This is a genomic window from Pyxidicoccus sp. M6 (assembly GCF_055568925.1).
This window is the reverse complement of record NZ_CM145714.1, coordinates 11,387,546-11,405,530: the sequence shown is the minus strand read 5'-3', so window position 1 is coordinate 11,405,530 and position 17,985 is coordinate 11,387,546. Positions and strand designations below refer to the sequence as shown.

Annotated in this window: 16 protein-coding genes; 13 read left to right on the top strand and 3 right to left on the bottom strand. The window is 70.3% G+C overall.

All coding sequences use genetic code 11. The annotated features are described in order from the left end of the window. The first annotated feature begins 17 nt into the window (after positions 1-17). From ACVTJA_RS44820 to ACVTJA_RS44765, 12 genes are all read left to right on the top strand, one after another. Complete coding sequence (locus ACVTJA_RS44820; protein WP_465830000.1) at positions 18-623, top strand: hypothetical protein; 606 nt, start codon at positions 18-20, stop codon at positions 621-623. A gap of 1 nt (position 624) precedes the next feature. Then, entirely contained in the window at positions 625-1,317 is a 693-nt protein-coding gene (queC, locus tag ACVTJA_RS44815; RefSeq protein ID WP_465829998.1) for a 7-cyano-7-deazaguanine synthase QueC, read from the top strand. Next, positions 1,314-1,961 (top strand): M15 family metallopeptidase, encoded by a 648-nt coding sequence (locus tag ACVTJA_RS44810; RefSeq protein WP_465829996.1) that lies wholly within the window; start codon positions 1,314-1,316, stop codon positions 1,959-1,961. Before queC ends, ACVTJA_RS44810 begins: the two co-directional genes overlap by 4 nt. 59 nt (positions 1,962-2,020) lie before the next feature. Further along, entirely contained in the window at positions 2,021-2,368 is a 348-nt protein-coding gene (locus ACVTJA_RS44805) for a hypothetical protein (protein ID WP_465829994.1), read from the top strand. 137 nt (positions 2,369-2,505) lie between these two features. After that, positions 2,506-4,005, top strand: coding sequence for a YfbK domain-containing protein (locus ACVTJA_RS44800; protein ID WP_465829992.1), 1,500 nt, complete (start codon positions 2,506-2,508; stop codon positions 4,003-4,005). 9 nt (positions 4,006-4,014) lie between these two features. Then, complete coding sequence (locus ACVTJA_RS44795) at positions 4,015-5,832, top strand: sensor histidine kinase (protein ID WP_465829990.1); 1,818 nt, start codon at positions 4,015-4,017, stop codon at positions 5,830-5,832. A 4-nt stretch (positions 5,833-5,836) separates the two neighbouring features. After that, positions 5,837-6,538 carry a response regulator transcription factor gene (locus ACVTJA_RS44790; protein ID WP_465829989.1) on the top strand — a complete coding sequence of 234 codons (702 nt, stop codon included), beginning with the start codon at positions 5,837-5,839 and terminating at the stop codon, positions 6,536-6,538. A 137-nt stretch (positions 6,539-6,675) separates the two neighbouring features. Next, a complete protein-coding gene (locus ACVTJA_RS44785; RefSeq protein ID WP_465829987.1) occupies positions 6,676-7,923 on the top strand; it encodes a serine/threonine-protein kinase in 1,248 nt (415 codons plus the stop codon). A gap of 242 nt (positions 7,924-8,165) precedes the next feature. Next, a complete protein-coding gene (locus ACVTJA_RS44780) occupies positions 8,166-9,404 on the top strand; it encodes a type IV pilus twitching motility protein PilT (protein ID WP_465829985.1) in 1,239 nt (412 codons plus the stop codon). A 47-nt stretch (positions 9,405-9,451) separates the two neighbouring features. Next, on the top strand, positions 9,452-10,540 hold the full coding sequence (locus ACVTJA_RS44775) for an alpha/beta fold hydrolase (protein ID WP_465829984.1): 1,089 nt from the start codon (positions 9,452-9,454) through the stop codon (positions 10,538-10,540). A 33-nt stretch (positions 10,541-10,573) separates the two neighbouring features. Beyond that, a complete protein-coding gene (locus tag ACVTJA_RS44770) occupies positions 10,574-12,193 on the top strand; it encodes a DUF1800 domain-containing protein (RefSeq protein WP_465829982.1) in 1,620 nt (539 codons plus the stop codon). 106 nt (positions 12,194-12,299) lie between these two features. Then, positions 12,300-13,547, top strand: coding sequence for a DUF1501 domain-containing protein (locus ACVTJA_RS44765; RefSeq protein WP_465829980.1), 1,248 nt, complete (start codon positions 12,300-12,302; stop codon positions 13,545-13,547). A gap of 3 nt (positions 13,548-13,550) precedes the next feature. Here ACVTJA_RS44765 and ACVTJA_RS44760 read toward each other — a convergent pair whose 3' ends face one another. Then, complete coding sequence (locus ACVTJA_RS44760) at positions 13,551-15,125, bottom strand: right-handed parallel beta-helix repeat-containing protein (RefSeq protein ID WP_465829978.1); 1,575 nt, start codon at positions 15,123-15,125, stop codon at positions 13,551-13,553. A 138-nt stretch (positions 15,126-15,263) separates the two neighbouring features. Here ACVTJA_RS44760 and ACVTJA_RS44755 point away from each other — a divergent pair, with 138 nt between their 5' ends. Next, positions 15,264-16,073, top strand: coding sequence for an alpha/beta hydrolase (locus ACVTJA_RS44755; RefSeq protein ID WP_465829976.1), 810 nt, complete (start codon positions 15,264-15,266; stop codon positions 16,071-16,073). A gap of 50 nt (positions 16,074-16,123) precedes the next feature. Here the strand turns inward: ACVTJA_RS44755 and ACVTJA_RS44750 are convergent, their stop codons facing one another. Then, the gene (locus ACVTJA_RS44750) at positions 16,124-16,564 is read right to left on the bottom strand and encodes a CBS domain-containing protein (protein ID WP_465829974.1); all 441 of its coding nucleotides are present in this window, start codon (positions 16,562-16,564) and stop codon (positions 16,124-16,126) included. Positions 16,565-16,723: 159 nt separating this feature from the next. Continuing rightward, positions 16,724-17,980 carry an SGNH/GDSL hydrolase family protein gene (locus tag ACVTJA_RS44745; protein ID WP_465829972.1) on the bottom strand — a complete coding sequence of 419 codons (1,257 nt, stop codon included), beginning with the start codon at positions 17,978-17,980 and terminating at the stop codon, positions 16,724-16,726. Positions 17,981-17,985 lie beyond the last annotated feature (5 nt).

The following is a 17,985-nucleotide window of genomic DNA, read 5'->3' as shown; positions in this document are numbered from 1 at the left end:
TGTAGCCTGCCCGCGGTATGCACCTGAAGCGCCTTGCCCTTTCCGTCCTCCCGGTCGCGGCTGTCGCCGTGGCCATGGCCTGTTATTCGGACCCGGTGTACCCGGGCAACCAGGTGCTCGGCACCTTCCGCTTCGAGGCGAGGTTGGACCCGTCGCGGACGACGTGCGACGCCTCGGTGCGAGACTTCGCGCAGCTCGACGACGCGGGCGTGTTCCGCTTCGAGGGCACCTTCTCGCGCGACACCGACGCGGGCACCGGCTACTTCACCGTGCAGGGCTACTCGCGCGACGCGGGCTACGCCGGGCAGAACGCCACGTCCACGCTGCGGGCCAATGCCCCGCGCGCCACGTGCGGCACGGGCTGCGAGGACTCGGCGATTGAAGAGACGCTGAAGGTGATGCTCTTCAGCGACAGCCAGGCGCGCGCGCTCAACCGCGACTGCAAGCTGCACGACGGCGGCATTCCTCCGGGCACGGTGCCGGGTCCGACGGAGAATGGCTACGACGTGTCGCTGGCGTGTGGCTCGTTGACGGACGTGTTCCTGCCGGGCACGCGCAACTGCAACTGCCAGCCGGCGACCTGCACCACGTCGTACATCGTCCAGGGCGAGCGGAGGGACTGAGATGGCACGGCGGGCGGTGGTGTTGATTTCGGGCGGGCTGGACTCGACGACGTGTCTGGCCATGGCGAAGGCGAAGGGCTTCGAGCCGGTGTGCCTCGCGGTGGCGTACGGCCAGCGGCACGCGGTGGAGCTGGAGCAGGCACGCAAGGTGGCCTCGGCCATGGGCGTGAAGGACTTCCGCATCGTCAGCATCGACCTGCGTCAGGTTGGCGGCTCGGCGCTCACGGCGGACATCGAGGTGCCGAAAGACAGGCCCGCGGACGAGATGAGCCACGGGATTCCGGTGACGTACGTGCCGGCGCGCAACGCGCTGTTCCTCTCGCTGGCGCTGGGGCTGGCGGAGGTGGTGGGCTCCACGGACATCTACATCGGCGTCAACGCGGTGGACTACAGCGGCTATCCGGACTGCCGGCCGGAGTTCATCCGCTCGTTCGAGGCGATGGCGAACCTGGCCACCAAGGCCGGCGTGGAGGGCGCGCGCTTCACGGTGCATGCGCCGCTGTCCGGCCTGACGAAGGCGGACATCATCCGCGAGGGCGTGAAGCTCGGCGTGGACTACGGAATGACGCACTCCTGCTACGACCCGGATGCGCAGGGCCGCGCGTGTGGCCGGTGCGACAGCTGCGTGCTGCGCAAGAAGGGCTTCGAGGAAGCGGGCGTGCCGGACCCGACGCGCTACACGGAGGGCGCATGACGGCGCGGACGTGGATGGCGACGGCGGGGGCGGTGGCGCTCTGCGTGAGCGGCACGGGGCTCGCGAAGTCGAAGGCGCCGAAGGACGCGGGCAAGCTGGTGGTGGCGACCACGGTGGTGCCGGACCTCGTGGAGGACCTGCGCTACGCGACGCCGGACAACTTCCTGAAGCGGAAGGTGTACCCGGACTCGGCGCGGTGCCTGCTGTTGCCGGAGTCGGCGGAGCGGCTGAAGAAGGCGGCGGACGTGCTGCGGCCGAAGGGCTACCGGCTGAAGGTGTACGACTGCTACCGGCCGCGCGCGGTGCAGTACGAGATGTGGAAGATCATGCCGGTGCCCGGCTACGTGGCGGACCCGAAGAAGGGCTCCAACCACAACCGGGGCGGGGCGGTGGACCTGACGCTGGTGACGCTGGAGGGGAAGGACGTGGAGATGCCCACGCCCTTCGACACGTTCAGTCCGGCGGCACACCACGGCTACGAGGGCGGCACCGAGGCGTCGCGCCAGCACCGCGAGATTCTGCGCGAGGCGATGGAGGGCGCGGGCTTCACGCCCAACCGCATGGAGTGGTGGCACTACGACTTGCCGGACGCGAAGACGCGGCCCGTGCTGGACGTGCCGTTCGACGCGCCGAAGACGCCGTGACGGAACGATGATGAAGAACGGAGGCTCGCGTGCGGCGGGGCGCGAGCCGGATGGGGAACATGGCAATCACCATGAACCCATTCGTACGAAGTGCCGCTCTCTGTGCGCTCCTGCTGTCCACCGCCGCTAGCGCTGAGGATTCCTCGCCGAAGGCCACGGCCACTCCACCGACCATCGACATCGACCCGGCGCTCACCTGCGCTCCGGTGGGCGTGGAGGTCAAAAAGCACGTCGCCGTGGCCCGCCCACGACACTTCACGCGGGACGGCTTCCGGGTGGACCGCGCCCGTGCCGTGACGCCGTCCTGGATGCTCTCGCGGATGCCCGTCGTCGTTCCGGACGGCACGCCCCAGTTGGTTTATCGGGCTCCGTCGGCACAGCGTGGCAGCCCGGACTTCGGACACTGACGCGTACCCGGCGTACGCGCCAGCAAGCAGGCGTGCGCCGGTCCCCCGTGCCATGATGAAACCGTGATGATTGGTCACCCCGTCTGCGGCACGCTGCGGGGCCCTCTCGAGGACAGCCGCACCGTGCTGGCCACCCCATGAAGCCCGCCTTCTTCCATGCCCTGTGTGGCGCCCTCCTGCTCCTCGCCGCGCCCGCGCTGGCACAAAACGGTACGTTTCTCGGTGCCGTCGTCGCTCGCGTGGACCTGCGGCCCATCGCGGGCGTGCGCGTCACCGCCACCTCGCCCGCGCTGAAGACGGAGCAGGTGGCCGTCACCGACGCCCAGGGCAACTACCGCATCCCCCAGCTCCCGCCCGGCACCTACGCGCTCCGCTTCGAGAAGGAGTCCTTCCTTCCCTTCACCAAGACGGACCTCCGCCTGAAGCCCGGCGGCATCGTGCGCGTGAACATGGAGCTGGCCTCCGCCGCGAACCCCGGCGAGACCCGGGCGGTGAATCCCTTCCCGAGCATCGACAGGGGATTGCCCCCCATCACCCCAGAGGCGCCTCCGAGCATCGCCGTCGCGCCTCCCGTCAACGCGCAGGACCCGGCCCGCGCCTTCCAGTCCGTGGCCCCCCTGGCCCCGCCGCTGCGCACGGAGGCAGAAGGCATCGCCCGCTACATGCCCACCTACCTCGCGCCGCGCGAGTCTCCGGGCGACCCGCCGACCTGGGCCCTGCGGCACCTCACCCCGCTGCAGGACGCCACCCAGTACTTCTACCGGGACTCCGACGACTCCTCGCGCAGCCACTCCAAGCCCGGGAGCAACGGCGTCAACCCCACCATCGACACCGAGGAGGACCGCTTCTCCGTCTTCTTCGTCGGCGTGGACACGACGCCGTACTCCGTGGCGCGCGACTACCTGCAGCGCGACGTGCTCCCCGACGAGCGCATCGTCTGGGCCGAGTCCTTCATCAACGCCTTCGACTACGGCGACTCCGGCGATGTCCACGGCCCCTTCGTCATCGAAGCGGAGGGCTTCCCGTCTCCCAGCCGCAAGGGCTACCACGTGGTGCGAATCACCCTGCGGGCCCGCGAGGCGCTCCCGGACGTGGACGTACAGGTGGAGTTCGACCGGGCGGCCGTGGCTCGCTACCGGCTCGTGGGCTACGAGCGCGCCGTCCCCGCACCCGAGTCGCTCGACGAGGACGACGAGCCGAAGACGCCGCTCGCCCCGGGCCAGGCCGTCACCGCCATCTACGAGGTGAAGGTGCACGGCCCCGCCATCGCCTTCGGCACGCTGCGCATCCACTACGACGTCGCGGACGGAGGAAGCTGGAGGCGTGTGCAGAAGCTGCTGCCCTCCAGCGTGCTGCGCGCCTCCTACGCCCGCGCCGCGCCCGCCACGCGCCTCGCATACGTGGCCGCCGCCTTCGCGGAGAAGCTGCGCGACTCCTACTGGACGCGCACGCTCGACTGGGCGCGGCTGGCCGCCCTCTGCGACGACGTGGGCGAGCCCTTCCACAGCCGTCCGGACGTGGTGGAATTGGGCGCGCTCATCCGCAAGGCGCAGGGGCTCGACAAGCGCAAGGACCGCGAAGTCGAATCGACCATGAGAGCCATGGACCAGGACCGCGCCCCGGGGACGGACAACTAGCCCGAGACGATGCTCCGCCGCCTCCTGCCCACCGTCATTGCCCTCGTGCTCGGCCTCGTCGGGCTCGGCTGGGGCCTGGGCTACCTCCAGCGCATCTTCGCCGCCGAGCGCGATGACGCGCAGGCCTCGCTCGACTCGCGGCGCAAGGCACTGGAGCAGTACGCGCGCGCCTCGCTGTCACAGTCACTGCAGGACAGGCTGGAGGCCGCGCGCCCCGCGCTGGAGGCCGCGTCCGTGGACCCGCTCCTCCCCGCCACCGGCCTGTACCTGCGCGAGCGCGGAGAGCAGCTCCTGCCGCGCATGGCCCTCCACGACGCCGGCGACGACGCCCCCGCGAAGGAGCGCTACGCCCGTCTGCGCGCCGGCACCGAGCGCGCGGACGAGGAGGAGGGGGACCCCTGGGCGGAGCGCCTCGCGCTGGTGCGAGCCGTGGAGACCGCCCTGGCCCGCGGAGACCGTCGCGCCTCCACGGTGGCGCTGATGTCCCTGCTCCAGCACCGCGCGCAGTACGTGCTCGCCTCCACTCGCGACGTGCCGGGCCTGCTGGTGGTGCTGGAGTCCCTGGCCGAGCGCGGAGACCCGGTGCCCCAGCTCATGCACGCGCTGGTGCGGGACGGCCTCGCCGATGGAAGGGGAGGGCGGCTGGAAGGGCTCCAGCGGCTGTTGCTCCTGCGCCGCTCGCGCTTCACCGCCACGGACTTCTCCTTCCTGCGCGAGCGCGTGGCTGCCCTCTCCGCGAAGGTGGGCGCTCCGGTCGCGGACTTCGAGTCGCGAGTGAATGAGCTGGCCACCGAGCCGCTCCCGCTACCCCGTACGCTGCCGGGCCCCTCGCTGGTGCGGGCCGGCTATTACCTGGAGCCGCGCGGAGGCAGCCAGGTGCGCGGCGTGGCGGTGGACCCGACTTCGCTGCTGGAGTCCCTCACCCGCGAGATGCGCGAGCGTGGCCTGCTCGAAGTCGACGGGCGGGTGCGCCTCCTCGGAGACGCGGAGGTGCTGTCCCTGGATGCGCTGCCCCTCTCGGTGGACACGCCCGAGTGGGCGCGGGCCCAGGGCGCGCTGGAGCGGCGCTACCGCCTGAAGACGGGCATGGTGGCGCTGTGCGGCGTGCTGGCCGTGGCCATCTTCGCGCTGGCCTTCGTCGCGCAGCAGCGCAAGTTTCGCTTCCTGGAGCTGAAGAGCGACTTCGTGGCCACCGTGTCGCACGAGCTGCGCACGCCACTGGCCTCCATCCGGCTGCTCGCGGAGACGCTGGAGTGGCGGCTCGCGGAGGGCACGGACGCGCGAGACTATCCCGCGCGCATCGTCCGCGAGGCCGACGGCCTGGGCTTCCTCGTGGAGAACCTCCTCTCCTTCAACCGCATCGACAAGGGCCGCTGGGTGCCGAGGCTGGAGCCCGTGCGCCTCGACGAGCTGGTGTCCCTCCTGCGTCGCGACTTGGAAGCCTGGTCCAAGGTGCCGGTGGAGCTGGAGGCCGAGGTCGGAGAGCAGACCTTCCGCGCGGACGCGCAGCTCCTGCGCCTGCTGCTGTCCAACCTCGCGCGCAATGCCTGTGCCTACAACCAACGCAGCCCCGTGCGCCTGCGCGTGGAAGCACTGCCCGGGGGCCGGGTGCGCTTCTCGGACAACGGCATCGGCATTCCCCAGGCGCAGTGGGAGACCGTGTTCGAGGAGTTCGTCCGACTGCCGGGGCAGGGACGGGATGTTCCCGGAAGCGGCCTGGGTCTGGCACTCTGCCGCCGCATCATGCGCCTGCATGGAGGCAACCTGCGCGTCGCGGCCTCCAGCCCCGAGGGCACCACCTTCGAGCTCACGTTCCCCCCACGGTGACGACATGACCTCTCCCCAGCCCACCATCCTCGTCGTGGAGGACGACACCAACCTGCGGCTCGCGCTGCGCGACAACCTGGAGCACCAGGGCGGCTACGCGGTGGAGGAGGCCACCAACGTGCGCGAGGCGCGAGAGCACCTCGCGAAGGGCCAATTCCAGCTCATCCTCCTGGACGTGATGCTGCCGGACGGTGACGGCTACTCGCTGTGCCGCGCGCTGCGCGAGGAGGGCGTGACGACGCCGGTGCTGATGCTCACCGCGCGCACGCTGGAGGACGACGTGGTGCGCGGCTTCGAGGCGGGCGCGCAGGACTACCTCGGCAAGCCCTACCGGCTGCGCGAGCTGTTGGCCCGCGTGGGCGCGCTGGTGAAGCGCTCCGGCGGTGCGCCGACGAAGCAGGTGCGCTTCGCCGGCTACAAGATGGACCTGGACCGCCGCAAGCTGGAGTCGCCCCAGGGCTCGCCGGTGGAACTGACGCGCACCGAGTTCGACCTGCTCGCCTTCCTCGTGCGCGAGAAGGAGCGCGTGCTGCGCCGTGACGACATCCTCGACGCGGTGTGGGGCCGCGATGTCGTCGTGGACCCGCACACCGTGGACAACTTCGTCTCCAGCCTGAAGAAGAAGCTCGGCTGGAACAGCGCCTCGCGCTTCGCGATTCAAACGGTGCGCGGCGTGGGCTACCGCATGGAAATCGAATCACCCTGAGCCTGCCGAAGGACCAGGCCCTACCCAGGTATAAGCGGCAAACCATGGGGTCCGTATCCACCTCCATCCGGAAATGAGTATTTGGCGGAGCAGGTGGGGTTGAGTGTGCGGCGGGGGGCTCGTTATTCAGGCGGGCCATGACGGACACGCTTCGCTACGCCCTGGACGCCACGGTGCTCTCGCAGAAGTCCCCCGGCGAGGCCGCGCCAGCGGTACCCGCGTCTGCTTCCACTGCGCGTCGCAACACGGTGCTGCCGCGGGTGGAATGGAAGGGAGACCGGGCGGACCTCGTCCCCTTCCAGCGTGAGCGCTTCGAGGAGATGCGCCCGCTGGGGCAGGGCGGCATGGGCGAGGTGGTGTTGCTGAAGGACCACGACATCGAGCGACTGGTGGCGCTCAAGCGGCTGCCGGAAGGCGCGGACGTGGACCGGGTGCTGCGCTTCGTGGAGGAGATTCGCACCATCGGGCAGCTGGACCATCCGAACATCGTCCCGGTGCACGACGTGGGCATCGACGAGCGTGGCCGGTACTTCTTCGTGATGAAGCACCTGCACGGCGACACGCTGGAGTCCCTCATCGCGAAGCTGCGGCGCGGGGACAGGGCCACGCACGACCGCTTCGGCTTCCGCGCGCGAGTGCAGGTGTGTCTCGGAGTGCTCAACGCCGTCGCGTACGCGCACCGCAAGGGCATCATCCACCGCGACCTGAAGCCCGCGAACATCATGGTGGGCCCCTTCGGCGAGGTGACGGTGATGGATTGGGGCCTCGCCCGGGCGGTGCGCGCGCCCGCTCCGGCCCCGACACCCGATAGCCAGGGCGTGGCCATGCGCATCCACGCGGTGCCCCCGGTGGGTCTGCGCGAGGCCGCCTCGCTGCGCACGCAGGTGGGCTCCATTGTCGGCACGCCGCTCTACATGTCCCCGGAGCAGGCGCGCGGCGACGACGCGCTGGACGCGCGCAGCGACGTGTACAGCCTCGCCGTGCTGTTCCACGAGTTCCTCTTCCTGAAGCACTACCTGGACGGGCGCGAGTCGCTCGAGGACATCCTGGACGGAGTGCAGCGGGTTTCGCCCGCGGTGGGCGAGCTCCAGTCGAGCCGGCACCAGCAGCCTGTGCCCGCGGAGCTGTCGTGGTTCGTGTCCAAGGGCCTCAAGAAGGACGTGACGAAGCGCTACCAGTCCGTGGAGGAGATGATTGAGGCGCTCCAGGGCTTGATGGAGGGCAACATCGTGGTGCAGTGCCAGCGCACGCTGCTCAAGCGCGGCCTGCACGAGGTGCTGCGCTTCGTGGACCGCCACCCGGTGGCCGTCATCATCATCACCGGCCTGGGGGCGGGCCTCGTGCTGGGGTCCATCGCCTTCACGCTGATGTCGCTGCTGGGATGAAGCGCGGCCTCATGTCGCGCATGCGACGGATGGCTCATCCGAGGCCGCATCCGGCCTGAGTGCCAGGCTGCCTGCTCCCCAGACATGACTGCGCGAACGGGGAGGACAATCTGTCCCGGTACCTCCCGCGTTGTTCCGACAATCCGGCACGGGGCCGTCGCCGCGTGGCCTCGCGTCCACTCGTGAGGCCCTGTCGGCACGTGCATTGCTCCGCACGTGGCGGGTCAGACAAGGAGGCCCGCATGCAGCTCTCAGCCATCATCCGCCAGGCCCGCGAGCAGGGGGCCAGCGACGTCCACCTGGAAGGCGGCATGCCCATGGCGCTGCGCGTGCGAGGCGCGCTGCGACTGGTGGGCGAGCCGCTGTCCGCTTCCACGCTCACCACGCTGGCCCGTGAAGTCGTCGGCGACGACTGGCCCGAGTTCGTGGAGCGCTGCTCGTACGACCTGTCGCGCACGCTGGAGGGACAGCGCATCCGCATCAACGTGCTGCGCAGCGCGCGGGGTGTGGGCTTCGCCATCCGTTTGTTGTCCACGTCACAGGCGACGCTGAAGCGCCTGAACCTGCACCCCGATTTACGACGGCTCGTGGAGCCCACGCATGGACTCGTGCTGGTGTGCGGGCCCACGGGCTCGGGCAAGACGTCCACGCTGGCCGCGCTGCTCCAGGAGCTGAACCTGGAGGAGTCGCGCCACATCATCACCGTGGAGAGCCCCATCGAGTACGCGCTGGTGCCTCGGCTGTCCTTTATTCGCCAGCGTGAGGTGGGGCGGGACACGCCGTCCTTCGCGCAGGCGCTCGTCGATGCGATGCGCGAGGACCCGGACGTGCTGATGGTGGGGGAGATGCGCGAGCCGGAGGTGATGCGCCTGACGCTGAACGCGGCGGAGACGGGGCACCTCGTGCTGGCCACGGTGCACTCGGCGAGCGCGGGTGAGGCGCTGTCTCGGGTGGTGTCTGCCTTTCCTCCGGAGATGCAGGCGGCGGTGTGCGCGCAGCTCGCGGACTGCCTCGTGGGCGTGGTGTGCCAGCGGCTGCGCTACCGGCCCGAGGTGGGCCTGCGCGTGCCCGAGTGCGAGGTGCTGATGGGCAGCACGCCGGTGAAGAGCATCGTGAGGCAGGGGCACTTCTACAAGATTCCCTCCGCCATCGAGACTGGCGCCGCGGACGGCTGCTGGTCCTTCCCGCGCTACGCGGAGTGGCTGGCGCGCAAGACGGATTGGAGCCAGCCTTCCACACCTACGGAGGAGGCGCCCACCGCGGCGCCCGTCGCGGAGCCCTCGCGCGAGTCGCTCCTCCCCGCCGCGAAAACGCGGCCCGCCGTCGTCACGCGGATTCCCGCGCAGCACGCGCGGACGCGGCGGAGCGCGTCTCCCGCGAGTCCCACGGAGTCGCGGTCGCCGGAGGACGGCGTCTTCGTCATCCAGGGCGAGCAGGACGACCTGGTCTCCCTCATCGCCGAGCTGGAAGGCGGGAGCTGAGCGGACGGGGCTTCCGCTCGGGCGGGCGCTGGTCGATTCTTGCGGGGATGACGACCGCGAACGTCCTGCCCCGAATCGAGTCCCTGAAGGTCTCCACGTCCCGCCTCCGTGAGCAGCACCTGCTGTCGAGCGGTGCACCGGAGGGAGTGCCGGTGGTCTTCGTCCACGGCAACGTGTCCTCCTGCCGCTTCTACGAGGACACGCTGGCGGCGATGCCCGCGTCGTTCCGCTGTCTCGCGCCGGACCTGCGGGGCTTCGGCGAGACGGAGCGCGCGCCCATCGACGCGACGCGCGGCGTGCGGGACTTCGCGGATGACGTGTTCGCCCTGCTGGAGAAGCCGGACCTGGTGCCCGCGGGGAAGAAGGTGCACCTGGTGGGCTGGTCCGCGGGCGCGGGTGTGGTGATGCGCCTCGCCCTGGACCACCCGGAGCGCGTGGCCTCGCTGGTGTTGATGTCGCCGATGAGTCCGGCGGGCTTCGGCGGCACGAAGGGCGATGCGTCGGTGGCGCCGTGCTGGCCGGACTTCGCGGGCTCGGGCGGCGGCACGGTGAACCCGGAGTTCGTCCGGCGCCTCATCGCGAAGGACGCGTCCGACGAGAACGACGCCTCGCCGCGCACGGTGATGAACCGGTACTACTTCAAGCCGCCCTTCCGGCTGGAGCGCTCGCGCGAGGACGCCCTCGTGGCGGAGATGCTGAAGATGGCGGTGGGCGATGACTTCTACCCGGGCGACAGCGTGAAGTCCGCGAACTGGCCGGGCGTGGGGCCGGGGACGCGGGGCATGAACAACGCCATCTCCGGGAAGTACTTCGACGTGCGGAGCTTTCCCTCCATCCCCACGCGACCGCCGGTGCTGTGGATTCGCGGCGCGGACGACCAGATTGTCTCGGACACGTCGCTGTTCGACTTCGGCTTCCTGGGACAGCTCGGCGCGGTGCCGGGATGGCCGGGCGCGGACGTGTACCCGGCGCAGCCGATGGTGAAGCAGATGCGGGCCCTGCTCGACGAGTACCGGAGCCGGGGCGGCCACGCGCGCGAGGAGGTGCTGCCGGGCGTGGGGCACTCGCCGCACCTGGAGGCGCCGGAGGTGTTCCGCAAGCTGCTGCTCGGCTTCTTCGCGGAGGTCCCGGCGTAACTTCTGGCGGCCTCGTGGGTTGGAGCCTCTGCCATGCGTATTCTGCTCCTCTGGCCCGTGGTGGCGGTCCTGCTCTCGTGTGGGCACGGCCCGCACCCCTCGGGCGCGAATGTCATCGAGCCGCCGCCCTTCGATGAGGCGCGAGCGGTGCATGCCCTCCAGCGCCTGGCCTTCGGACCTTCCGAGAGGGATTGGGGCGAGGTGCGGCGACTGGGCGTGGAGGGTTGGGTGGAGGCGCAGCTCGCTCCCTCGGAGTCGAAGCTGCCACCCGAGCTGGAGGCGAAGCTCCAGGCCTACCCCACGCTGACGATGTCGATGGCGGACCTCGCGCGCGAGTACCCGCTGAAGAAGGAGCGGGAGCAGGCGCTGCTGGACGGTCGCGAGCTGCTGCGTCCCGCGCTCATCGTCTATGACTTGTCCGCCGCCAAGGTGCTGCGCGCGGTGGAGAGCCCCCGCCAGCTCGAAGAGGTGCTGGTGGACTTCTGGTTCAACCACTTCAACGTGTCGGCGGAGAAGGGCGCGGTGCGGTGGATGGTGACGTCCTACGAGCGCGACGCCATCCGCCCGCATGTCTTCGGCCGCTTCAGGGACCTGCTCGGAGCGACGGCCCGTCACCCGGCGATGCTCTTCTACCTGGACAACTGGCGGAGCACGCGCGACGGCATGCCCAGGCTCCCGCGCCGGGACGCGGCGCCAGCGGCGGGCGCGGACGAAGCCATGATGGAGTCCGAGGAAGCAGAGGACGCGGAGCCCCGTCCCGGCCTCAACGAGAACTACGCGCGCGAGCTGCTCGAGCTGCACACGCTCGGCGTGGACGGTGGCTACACGCAGCAGGATGTCCGTGAAGTCGCGCGCTGCTTCACCGGCTGGAGCATCCGCCGCCCTCGTCGCGAGCCCGAGTTCTTCTTCCGCCGCAGGGCGCATGACTCGGACGAGAAGCACGTGCTCGGGCAGCGGATTCCCTCGGGAGGGAACCTGGAGGACGGCGAGCGGGTGCTGGACCTGCTCGCGCGTCATCCCGCCACGGCGCGGCACATCGCGACGAAGCTGGCGCGGCGGTTCGTCTCGGACACGCCGCCGCCCGCGCTGGTGGAGCGGGTGGCGAAGGCGTTCCTCGACTCGGATGGAGACCTGCGCACGGTGTACCGCGCGCTCTTCCAGTCGCCGGAGTTCTGGGCGTCCGAGGCGCGAGCGGCGAAGGTGAAGACGCCCTTCGAGTTCGTGGTGTCGGCGCTGCGAGCGACGGACGCGGAGGTGACGGTGAGGCCGAGGCTCGTGCAGTCCCTGGCGAGGATGGGTGAGCCGCTCTATCGCGCGCCCGCGCCCACGGGGTTCCCGGAGGTCTCCGCGCCATGGGTGAACAGTGGCGCGCTGGTGGCCCGGCTCAACTTCAGCCTGGAGCTCGTCTCCGGGAGACTGCCGGGCACGCGAGTGAAGCTGGACGCACCGGCCGAATCCACGGCGGAGGCCCAGGTGGACGCGCTCGGCCGCGTGCTGCTGGGAGCGTCGCCTTCGGAGGAGACGCGGGCCACCATCCTCGCTGCGTTGTCGAAGCGGGCGGAGGCCGCCAGTGCCGAGGGCGAGCAGAAACCCGTGGACGTGCCCCTCATCGCCGGGCTGCTGCTCGGCTCGCCGGAGTTCCAGAAGCAATGAGCTCGTCTCTTCACCGGGCGCTTGCTCGATGCGCCAGAGGTCACGAAGCGATGAGCCCGTCGCTGTGCCGTCACTTCGCCACCCGTGCGCCGGAGGTCTCGAATCCATGAGCCCGCGACTTTCTCGCCGCCACCTGCTGCGCGCCCTGGGAATGACGGGCGCGGGCCTCGTCCTCGCACCGGGCTTCCTGGGCCGAGCGCTGGCCGCCAGTGCCAACACGCCCGCCCGTCGCGCATTGGTCACCGTCTTCCTGCGCGGAGGCGTGGATGGCCTGTCCCTGATTCCACCCGTCGAGGACGCGGCGTACCACCGTGCGCGTCCCACGCTGGCGCTGAAGTCACCTGGCAGCGGCCCGGACGCCGCGCTGAAGCTCGACGGACGCTTCGGCCTGCACCCGAAGCTGGAGCCGCTGCTCCCGCTCTGGAAGGACGGCCGGCTCGCGGTGCTGCACGGAGTGGGGCTGCCGGAGCCGGTGCGCTCGCACTTCGACGCGCAGGACTTCGTGGAGTCCGGCACCCCGGGCCGCAAGTCCACACAAGACGGCTGGCTCAATCGCGCCCTCGAAGACGAGGAAGGCAGCGCCGCGCTGCGAGCCGTAGCCCTCCAGCCCACGCTGCCAAGAGCCCTGTTCGGGAGCTCGGGAGCCCTGGCCATGGGACGGCTGGAGGAGTTCCGCCTCCGGGGCGGCAGGCGCGGAGAGCAGGCCGCCAGTGGCTTCAGCGCGCTCTACGCGGGCGCGGTGGACGAAGCCCTGCGCACGACGGGACACAGCGCCTTCGAGGCCCTGTCCCAGCTCGACACGGAGCGCCTGTCGAAGCTGCCCTCCGACTCCACGGTGGAGTACCCGCGAGGCCCGCTGGGTCAACGGTTGCGAGACATCGCGAGGCTGCTCAAGGGTGACGTAGGGCTCGAAGTCGCCGCCACGGAGATGGGTGGCTGGGACACGCACGCGGCGCAGGGCGCGGCCTCGGGCGTCTTCGCCAATCGATGCCAGGAGCTCGCCGGAGCGCTGGCAGCCTTCGCCACGGACCTCGGTCCCAAGCTGGAACACGTCACTGTGGTGGTGCTCACGGAGTTCGGCCGCACGGTGCGGGAGAACGGCAGCCGGGGCACGGACCACGGTGTGGGCAGCGCCATGCTGGTGCTCGGTGGAGGCGTGCGCGGCGGGAAGGTGTACGGCCGCTTCGACTCCCTCGCACCGGAGCACCTGCAGGACGGGCGCGACGTGCCCTCGTGGACGGACGTGCGCGCACCGCTCGCGGAGGCGCTGCGCGCGTGCCGTCCCGGAGTGGACCTGGCGAAGGTGTTCCCAGGCTTCACTCCGCCCGCGCCGCTGGGGCCCTTCGCCACGTAGGCCTCAACGCACGTCGATGGTGCCGACGGGGTCATTGGAGATGAAGACCCCATTGCTGCTGCCGTCGGAGTACTCGGCGAAGAGGGCGTATTGGCCCGGAGCGAACTGCGCGGCGTTGATGGGGAAGAACTGCTGGTTCACCACGCAGTTGCCGTTGGCGGACTGGGACGTGAAGGCCGCCACCTGGACGCCGTCCTGCCGCTTGAAGCGGAAGACGGTGGACGTGCCCGGCTTCGTGCCCGCGGCGGCGAGCAGCAGGCTCTGTCCCCGGTTCACGAAGTTCTGCCCCGCCGGGTAGTTGAAGAAGGCGTGGCTGTAGTCGCCGCAGTTGCTGCTCCCGGGGCGGAAGCTGTTCGCGAAGTTGGTGCCCGCGACACCGCGGCGCAGCCCAATCTGGTCCGGCGCGTCCGAGTTGAAGTTCACGTCCACGCACGAGCCGTCGCAGCCCGGCTGCCCCCGTCCCGACACGAAGGTGTTGAAGTTGAACGTGTTGTGGTGGCTCGGGTTGACGAGCGACTGGAAGGAGCTGCGCACCTGTCCGGCGAACTCGGCGGTGCCGGCGCCGATGAGGCTGTTGTTCTCGAAGGTGCCGTACTGGACGCCGCATATCAGGTCGAGTCCGGAGCCGCCCTGCTGGCCATTGGCACCGCCGAAGTCGCGGGCGTTGTTGTTCCGCACCACGAGGTTGCGAAGTGGCAGCTCATCCTGGACATCCAGGCGTCCGCACGCCTGGAGCTTGATGGCGCGTCCCTGTGAACAGCCCGGGCAGTTGATGTTGGCCGCGCCCACCAGCGTGTTGCCCGTCACGGAGGTGCCGCTGGAGTCGCCCGTGAAGCCGAAGGCCGGGCTGAAGTTGGACACGGAGATTTGAAAGGCCGCACGCTCGACGTTGTTGTTCTCGACGCGGGTGCGGGCTGAGTTCTCGATGGCGATGCCGTTCCTCCCCGCCGACTGGGCACCCACGTCGGTGGCGAAGCCGACGTCGCGGATGTCATTGCCGCGGATGACGCCGCGCGCGGAGTTGACGAACTGGATGCCGCCGCCGTTGGCTCCGCCGCTGGTGTAGTCGGGCGTGCCGAACTGCGAGCCCCTCAGGCGCAGGTTGAGCACCTGCACGTCATCCGACTTGTCGACCATGAGGGTGTACGCGCCCTTGTGGCCGCAGTCGCGGCGAAGCTCCTGGAGGTTGACGCGGAAGTCGCGCAGCACGGCGCCCGGCGCGCGTGTCACGCTGAGGGTGGGCTGGTACTGCCCGGACTGGGCTCCCAGAGGCAGCACGAACGGCGAGCTCTGGCCGCAGGTGTACGTGGGCCTGAGCACGGTGGACGCGCCCACGCCGGAGAGCTGCACGCCCGGCGCGCGGGGGAAGACGATGGGGCGCGAGAGGAGGAAGACGCCCGCGCCCAGGGAGGCGCGCCCGGTGTTGGCCAGGCAGGCGTTGATGGTGGGCGCGTCGTCTCCGCCCGAGGGCACGAGCGCGTCGCAGCTCTGTTGGGCCCGCGCGGTGTGGGGCGCGATGCAAAGGGCGGTGAGGAACGCGAGCACCGCGCTCGCGACGTGGAACCTGTGGTGCGGCATGGATGAGACCTCCGGTGCGTAGGGACTTCGGTGGCCGGGCCACCAAAGCGGCTACGCGAGGACTTCCGGAGGTGGATGCGGGAGCACCTGGCGATGCCCCATCACGCGAGGGGCCGGATGGGGCAGACTGGAGCCCTCATGCTCCGGCTGCGCCGCATGCTCACCCTCCTGGTCTCCACCGTCGCGATTCTCTACCTCGTGCTGTGCGTGGCCGCGTTCGCGCTTCAGCGCTCCATGCTCTTCCCCGCGCCGAAGGCGGCCATCAAGCTCCCCGAGAAACAGGGGTTCGCTCGCCTGCCCCTGAAGGACGGCCTGTACGTGGACACGTACTACCTGCCCGCGCCTCCCGGAGCGCCGACGGTGGTGCACTTCCACGGCAACGGCGAGCAGCTCCTGGGCCAGATGGACTTCGGCACGCGGCTGCACGCGTGGGGCCTGGGCTTCCTCGCCGTCGAGTACCCCGGCTATGGCGCCTCGCCCGGCAGTCCCTCCGAGGACGGCATCTACGCCGCCGCGGACGCGGGGCTCGCCTGGCTGCGCGCCCAGGGCGTGCCTCCGGAGCGCACGGTGCTCAGCGGGCGCAGCGTCGGCACGGGCGTGGCGGTGGAGATGGCGCGGCGCGGGCATGGCTCGCGGGTGATGCTCGTGTCGCCCTACACGTCCATCGCGGACGTCGCGGCGCTGGGCTTCCCCTTCCTGCCGACGAAGCTCCTGGTGAGGGACCGCTTCGACACCTTCTCCAAGGCGCCCGACGTGAAGCTGCCGGTGCTCATCATCCACGGAGAGCAGGACACGCTCATCCCGGTGGAGATGGGGCGCACGCTCGGGACGCGCTTCCCCCACGCCACGGTGGAGACGGTGGCGGGGGCAGGGCACAACGATGTCCTGGCGCGCTCCGGCTCGAAGCTCATCGACCGCATGGCCGCCTTCGCGCTCGGCGGCCCGTAGGGAGTGAGGCTGGCTCGCGAAGCTGCACGTCTCTTCGCGAGCCCGTCGCCTCAGTGCACCATCGACGGCGTGCTCGTGTGTTCGGAGACCTCGCGCACCAGCTCGGCGGTGTCCTCGGCCTGCATGTTCTGGGCGAGGTCCGCCATGGACACCATGCCGCACACGCCGCCGTCATCGTCGATGACAATCAGCCGGCGCACCTGGTTCTCCTCCATGAGGTCGCGGCAGTCCTCCAACGGGGTGTCTTTGTAGACGGTGGCCGTGGAGTGCGTCATCGCGTCGTCCACGTGGAGGGCGTAGGGGTTCTTGCCCTGGGCGACGATGCGGCAGGTGATGTCCCTGTCGGTGATGACGCCGAGCGGCTTGTTGTCGATGTCCACGACGGGCAGCGCGCCGCAATCCCCGTCGACCATCCACTTGGCCGCCTGCTGGATGCTCGTGTCCGGCATGCAGGTGACCGGGTTCTCGGTCATGACTTCTTCCACCTTCATGGGCCTTCTCCGGGAGTTGTGAAGTGTGTCCCTTCAAGGTGGGGCGCACGCGGCATGGCGGCAGAGGCCACCTCAGGGGGACGCCGCCCGGGCGCCCCGGCGCTCACGGACGCGGAGGCCCGCCTGGACGCCTGGGGGGAGCAGGGGCTCGAACGAACGTCAGCGCGCCCGCTCCAGCCCCCACGAGCCGAGCATCCGGTCGAGCGACTCCGCGTCCTCCCACGTCGTCGTGCCCACCAGCCTTCCGTCAGCGGACATGATGGCCGCATAGCGCACCGCGCCCGGCCCGTTCTCACCGAAGGGCGCGGTGAAGCGCAGCGTCCCTTCCGGAGCGCGCTCCACTCGCACCTCGAAGGGGCCCTCGCTGCGTCCATCCGCGAAGGTGATGCGCAGCACGCCGTCGTACCCCTCTCCGGAGGAAGACAGCTCCAACCGCAGCTTCGCGGGCGACTCGCCTATTTCCTCCGGGTAGAAGCGCAGCTCGCCACTCCAGACGCCGGAGAGCGAGTCCCACCGCCCATTCGCTCCCGACGGTAGCGACGGCAGCGTCCTCGGAGGCAGTGGCTCCACGATGTCGCCACGGGCCTTCAGCGCTTCCACCGTGCTCCACGCGGTCTGCTGCAGGAGTCGCGCGGTGGGCTCGGGAAGCGAGACAAGGGTGGCCTCCGCTCCGCGCGGCTTCCCGTCGGGAGTGGGGATGCCGCGCACGGTGGAGGTCAGTCCCTCCGGCGAGCGTCCGAACAGCGTCGCGTACAACGTACATGCCGCCAGGTACGTGCCGGACGGAGCGGGGTGGCTTCCGTCTTTGACATACAGGGCGACGTCCGGATGCTGCTCGCGCACGGTGAGCCACGCGGGCCCCATGGGCACGACGGTGGCGCCGAGCTCTCGGCCCAGCGAGAGAAACGCATGGTTCAGCTGCGCCTGGGCCTCCGGGACCCGCCGCCGGGACCACGTGAGCGAGAGCAGCGTCTTCGCCCCCCGCTGCCGCGCCTCCGCGTTGAACTTCCGCGCGTACGGGAAGAAGACCCGCTCCGGGTCATTGATTTCGAGCCGCCCATCCACGAGCAGCCCGCCCAGCGTGCTCTGCTCCTGGAGGACGACGTAGTCCCAGCCGCCTTCACGGAGGACCTTCAGCGCGTCGCCGTCATCCCAGTGTGTCTTGAGCCGCGCGCCGCCCACCGTCACCGCGCGGGTCTCCAGCAGGAGGGGAGGGGACGCGGACGCGGCCAGCGCCTCCAGCACGCGGGGCAGGTTGTTGTAGTACGTGTAGCTGTTGCCGATGAAGAGCACCCGCGTCGGGCGAGGGCCCGTGGGTGCCTCCCCACGGGGCTTGCACGAGGCCAGCGCCGCGCAGCCGACGGCCAGTGCGACGAGCACCGCGCGCCGGGTACCAGGTCCGAGAGTGATGCTCACCCCTC